The organism is Levilactobacillus mulengensis (assembly GCF_003946045.1).
GTDB classification, from domain to species: Bacteria; Bacillota; Bacilli; order Lactobacillales; family Lactobacillaceae; genus Levilactobacillus; species Levilactobacillus mulengensis.
The window spans coordinates 1-4512 of the sequence record NZ_RHNW01000030.1 but is presented as its reverse complement, the minus strand read 5'-3'; the positions used below and the strand labels follow the sequence as shown (position 1 = coordinate 4512).

The following is a 4512-nucleotide window of genomic DNA, read 5'->3' as shown; positions in this document are numbered from 1 at the left end:
GACCATTAAAAATCCATCATCAACAGACTGCCATTGAAAGTTTCCGGGCTTGTTCGGATTAAACTTGTAATTTGCCACACAAAGAAATAAAGGAATTGGTCATCAACTTCTGATTTTTGCCGAAAAATATGCGCGAAACAATAATTGCAAGTGTCTTGAAATTGGAACTGGTACAACTAGTTTTGGACAACTTTATCTTTATCAAAAATGTGGTTTCCGGGTTGTTGGTGTTGATCAAAACTTCTTTACAATTCACTATGATAAAGAGATTACTGAAAATGGTCTTGTTTTAAAAGACATGATACGTTTGAGGAAAGTTCTAAAATAAGTCTTGTTTCTCTTATAGGGTCCATAAGTCCCAAATAGCCCCTCGAAAACATTGAAAGAATAACCCCCAATATCTATAATATAGATGTTGGGGGTTATTTATTTTCATATTATAAAAATAACTCCTTCTATTTGTCATTTTTTCGATACCTTTTAGCACGATTTTGACCAGGAAATAAACGATCATGCGATCCGACTCGAATGCCAATTAAGACTAGTTCATCTTTATCAATCGTATAAACCACCAGGACATCGTTAGTTTCGCTTGGTGTTTTGTTTTTCGGGGTATCTCGTAAGTGAAATTCATTATAACCGCTCATTCGCCGATTAAGCTCATGATCTTCAAATTCTGCTGGTAATTGTTGTTGCTCAAGCAACAGATCAATGGCTGCTCGAACTTCATCAATAATAGATTTGTCTAAACTGGCTAACCGTTTTAGATCAGCATTAAAGGTTGCACGTGGTTTAAATCTTAGTTTTTTCATTATTTAAACTGACCCCAATAATCATCATCTGATTCAACAATTTCATCGTCAGGTAAAACATGGCGTTTAATTAACTGATCACGTGCAATTGCATATTCTAACGAGCCTTCTTTAGCTTTTAATGCTCGTTCTAGCCAATCCATTTTTTCTTGTGAAACGATGGCCACTGCGCGACTATTTGAACGAGCAATATAAACGGTTTCGTCTTCGTCATTAACTTGATCTAAATATTTTTTTAAGTTAGCGCGAAAATCGCTCTGTGTTAATGCTAATGTCATATTTACCACCCTTTCTTTGTACTTAATATTGTACTTTAAATTGTACTAAAAATCAATTTTTTAAGGAGCTAAAACTATGCAACAAATTGTCTTACCTATCAAAGATTCAAATGTTCTCAAAGAGGTGCAAGATACCTTACTCAACAGCTTTAAAGCTGGCCGGCGTAACTATACAGTTTTTCAAGTTGGCAAAGCGACTCTGCTGCGTGTGAGCGACGTCATGAAGCTTCGTTGGGCAGATGTCTTTAACGAGAACGGCACCGTGCGTCAGAATGCGTTTATCCACGACCAAAAGACCGGTAAAGCGAACCTGCTCTACTTAAAACCCGTGCAAGCTAATTTATTGGCTTATCAAGCTTGGTTACAAGACAATCATTTGGTTTCTGACTGGTTGTTTCCCTCGATTCAGCACCCTGATCGACATATCACGGAAAAACAGTTCTACAAAATTATGGCTAAGACGGGCGATTTACTCGGCATTAATTATCTTGGGACTCATACCATGCGTAAAACCGGCGCTTATCGGGTCTACACGCAGTCTAATTATAATATTGGTTTGGTCATGCACTTATTAAATCATTCCAGCGAGGCCATGACTTTAGCTTATTTAGGCTTGGATCAAGCCAGTCAAGAAACCATGCTCGATCAAATTGATTTTGGTTGATATTAAGCGAGCTATTGCAGCAATTATTCTCTATAATACATTGATAGATAAGCTGAGAAAACAGGAGGCTAAGTATGCGACTTTGGCATGAGCAACTCATTAATAAACTTCCTCGCCAGCAACTACTAGGGCAGCATCGAGAACTTGCTGCTCTAAGAGGCAATGGCTGGGGTAAAAAACATGCAACTGTTAATTATGTATTCAAGCACTCGCCATATAAACTCTATCAATTTCACTTACTGGTACTGCATGAAATGCAGCACCGCGGATATCACCCCAATAAAAACTGGTTTAATCCGCTTTACCGCGGTATTCATTGTGATCCATATATAATTTTGAAAGAATGCCCGATCACTAACCCAATTTATCCAGAGCATAATGACGCATATTTGAAAGAATGTTTAGCTAATTTAGCCAGCAAAGGGATTATTTTATAAAGCAAAAAAATGAGTCTCATACTCGAGGCTCTTTTTTATATTTAGTTAATAATTCATATTAAAATTAAGGTATAGCCTCTAGTTCATATTTTTTATAGTTTACAATTCGTTAACATAGCAAATGATTTTTTTAGTTTTGAATTTATGAGTTTGATTTTGTTGTCGCCAACGGCGGCTTCTAATACAGGTTCTAATCATTTTAGTATAACATAGAATAAATTCTATGTGTAAGTGCGCATTGACCTCGTTTCACTCAGTCTGCTGATTCCTATAAAAACAATTTCTGCTGTTGTTGAATTGACTGTATCTTTAATACAATTTATGTTTGCACCTAACTAAGATTGTTATGTTTTAAATACTTAAAAAGTGTTACGAATTACGCTGTTTTAAGCCCAAACTTTTTAATTGTTTTGTGCAGAGAAACTTTATAAGCTTGGTAACAAATTTTGAATAACAGTACTGTAAAATCTGTAAATCTAAACTGAAAGCATTATTTTGATATTAGGAGTAATCAAGATGGACGAAAAGAAAGTATTAAACCCAATTGATGAAATGCTTGTTGATCCTTGGCAAGTTGATATTCAAGAATTGTTTGAAGCTTTTGTTAATGAACCTGATGAGATCAAACAGAATTTGTATAATTCCTTGTACACTTACGTTTTGCAAAAAAGACAAGAAGATATTATTAATCGACCAGGATTTGTAATTTAGCCCTCTAAAAGCTCGCTGAGGGCTTTTTATTTTGTTTTGGCATAATTATATGTAAATAAGCTTAAAATTGCCGAGAATTGAAAATAAAGGCCTTAAAAGGGACGTAGCAGTTAAATTCTTATTATGTTTTAGATAAACTAAGTGTTTGCTGTCAATGGTAGCGGACGAGCAAAGCGTGGGAGCATAAGGAATTGACAGCTCTTAACCAGTCTTAACACTGAATTGGCGAAAGCTAAAGTTTCTATAAAACTTTGCTTTCCTGCCTAACGGCGAGTGAAAAAACGGTCAAGCTGGTTCAGCTTGGACGGGGTTCGGGGCATCAGCGCCCGTAATAAATGTGGCTTGCCACACCTTTTTAGGCAACGAACGGAGTAAGGCGCAAAGAGCGTAGCGAATGGAGTTTAATGTGAGCCTGTTTTTGGCTCACTCCTTTGTGTTTTTGATTTTAGGTTTTGATCTCGTACAGTGGTGCCTCTTATATACCTCTTTTATAAACCTCTTTTAAACCTCTTTTAGACCCCTCTTGAGCCTTACTCTCCCAAGACGTACAGGGGTTTATAGATAGAGTTTTGTCTGTTTATAGATAGAGTTTTGTCTGTTTATAGATAGAGTTTTGTCTGTTTATAGATAGAGTTTTGTCTGTTTATAGATAGAGTTTTGTGGTATTGTATATTCATAAAAACGTGTTTATTAAAAGAGGTGCTTCATTTGAGTAATGAAATTGTTAAATATGATCCAGAATTAAATACAATCCCACTTCGAAAATTCACTCCTGTTGAAATGAATTTATTCTTCTCAATAGTTTCTAGAATGCGTGACAAAGGTGACGAAACTGTAAGGTTTTCATTTGATCAATTAAAAGAATTAAGTGCATATAAACCTACAGCAAATAACCGATTTATTGACGATATTGAAAGTACTTATCAAAAAATTTTAGGCTTACGCTTTGGAAGGCGTAGTAAAGATGGGCTGCATCGTGAATTTTTTGTTATGTTTACCGAATTTGAGATAAACGGCCATGCTGATGATCCTTATGTTGATATTAAAATTTACCCCAAAGCTATAAAATTATTGAATGAGCTGGAAAGTTGGGTTCGTTATGCTTTATCAGAATTCAGAGATTTAAAAAGCAGCTACGCAAAAACCATGTTCCGTTTACTAAAACAATTTAGGACTACTGGGTACGCTTACTTTTCAGTTGCGGACTTTAACGAGCTATTAGATGTCCCTAAAAGCTATAAAAGTAGCAATATAAATCAATCCGTTTTAAAACCCATCAAAGAGGAACTTACACCTCTTTTTAGAGGCCTAACTGTTCGAAAAAAATATGGTAAAGGCCGCGGGAAACCAGTGATTGGGTATTCCTTTACTTGGAAGTCTGAAAAGAAAGACGCTAATGACTTCTCACAAGGTCAAATTCAAGATGAACGTCAAAAACTCTTTAACATTCAGCATAATGGTGAATTAACAGAGCAGGAAAAATGGCGCGCCATTGACAAGGTTAAAGGGTTAACTTTAGGCTCTACTGAGAAGCAAGCATTGGCTGATAAACAGGCCGAGCACGATAAAAAAATAAGAGATCAAGCAAGACAAGAAGCACTTGCTGAACT

Annotated in this window: 6 protein-coding genes and 1 pseudogene; 5 read left to right on the top strand and 2 right to left on the bottom strand. The window is 35.9% G+C overall.

Going from position 1 to position 4512, the window contains the following annotated elements; all coding sequences use genetic code 11:
- Positions 1-91 precede the first annotated feature (91 nt).
- Positions 92-328 (top strand): annotated as a pseudogene (locus EKM84_RS13990) (GNAT family N-acetyltransferase); the annotation flags it as partial.
- Positions 329-455: 127 nt separating this feature from the next.
- Here EKM84_RS13990 and EKM84_RS13985 read toward each other — a convergent pair.
- Both EKM84_RS13985 and EKM84_RS13980 read right to left on the bottom strand, forming a co-directional pair.
- Positions 456-812 carry a type II toxin-antitoxin system YafQ family toxin gene (locus EKM84_RS13985; protein ID WP_034529701.1) on the bottom strand — a complete coding sequence of 119 codons (357 nt, stop codon included), beginning with the start codon at positions 810-812 and terminating at the stop codon, positions 456-458.
- Positions 812-1090 carry a type II toxin-antitoxin system Phd/YefM family antitoxin gene (locus tag EKM84_RS13980; protein WP_003586674.1) on the bottom strand — a complete coding sequence of 93 codons (279 nt, stop codon included), beginning with the start codon at positions 1088-1090 and terminating at the stop codon, positions 812-814. The genes EKM84_RS13985 and EKM84_RS13980 overlap by 1 nt, the downstream gene beginning before the upstream one ends.
- 76 nt (positions 1091-1166) lie before the next feature.
- Between EKM84_RS13980 and EKM84_RS13975 the strand changes: the two genes are divergently transcribed.
- The 4 genes from EKM84_RS13975 to EKM84_RS13960 form a co-directional block, all read left to right on the top strand.
- Positions 1167-1754: a site-specific integrase gene (locus tag EKM84_RS13975; protein ID WP_057732126.1), complete on the top strand. Its 588-nt coding sequence runs from the start codon at positions 1167-1169 to the stop codon at positions 1752-1754.
- Positions 1755-1828: 74 nt separating this feature from the next.
- On the top strand, positions 1829-2191 hold the full coding sequence (locus EKM84_RS13970; RefSeq protein WP_002834528.1) for a TIGR02328 family protein: 363 nt from the start codon (positions 1829-1831) through the stop codon (positions 2189-2191).
- Positions 2192-2689: 498 nt separating this feature from the next.
- A complete protein-coding gene (locus tag EKM84_RS13965; protein ID WP_164511417.1) occupies positions 2690-2902 on the top strand; it encodes a hypothetical protein in 213 nt (70 codons plus the stop codon).
- A gap of 708 nt (positions 2903-3610) precedes the next feature.
- A partial coding sequence (locus EKM84_RS13960) for a replication initiation protein (protein ID WP_164511416.1) occupies positions 3611-4512 on the top strand: 902 nt, incomplete at its 3' end.

What these genes read in the sequence shown, in the direction of transcription:
- EKM84_RS13975 (WP_057732126.1), top strand. Translation starts at nt 1,167, where the DNA reads ATGCAACAAATTGTCTTACCTATCAAAGATTCAAATGTTCTCAAAGAG.
- EKM84_RS13985 (WP_034529701.1), bottom strand. Translation starts at nt 812, where the DNA reads ATGAAAAAACTAAGATTTAAACCACGTGCAACCTTTAATGCTGATCTA.
- EKM84_RS13980 (WP_003586674.1), bottom strand. Translation starts at nt 1,090, where the DNA reads ATGACATTAGCATTAACACAGAGCGATTTTCGCGCTAACTTAAAAAAA.
- EKM84_RS13970 (WP_002834528.1), top strand. Translation starts at nt 1,829, where the DNA reads ATGCGACTTTGGCATGAGCAACTCATTAATAAACTTCCTCGCCAGCAA.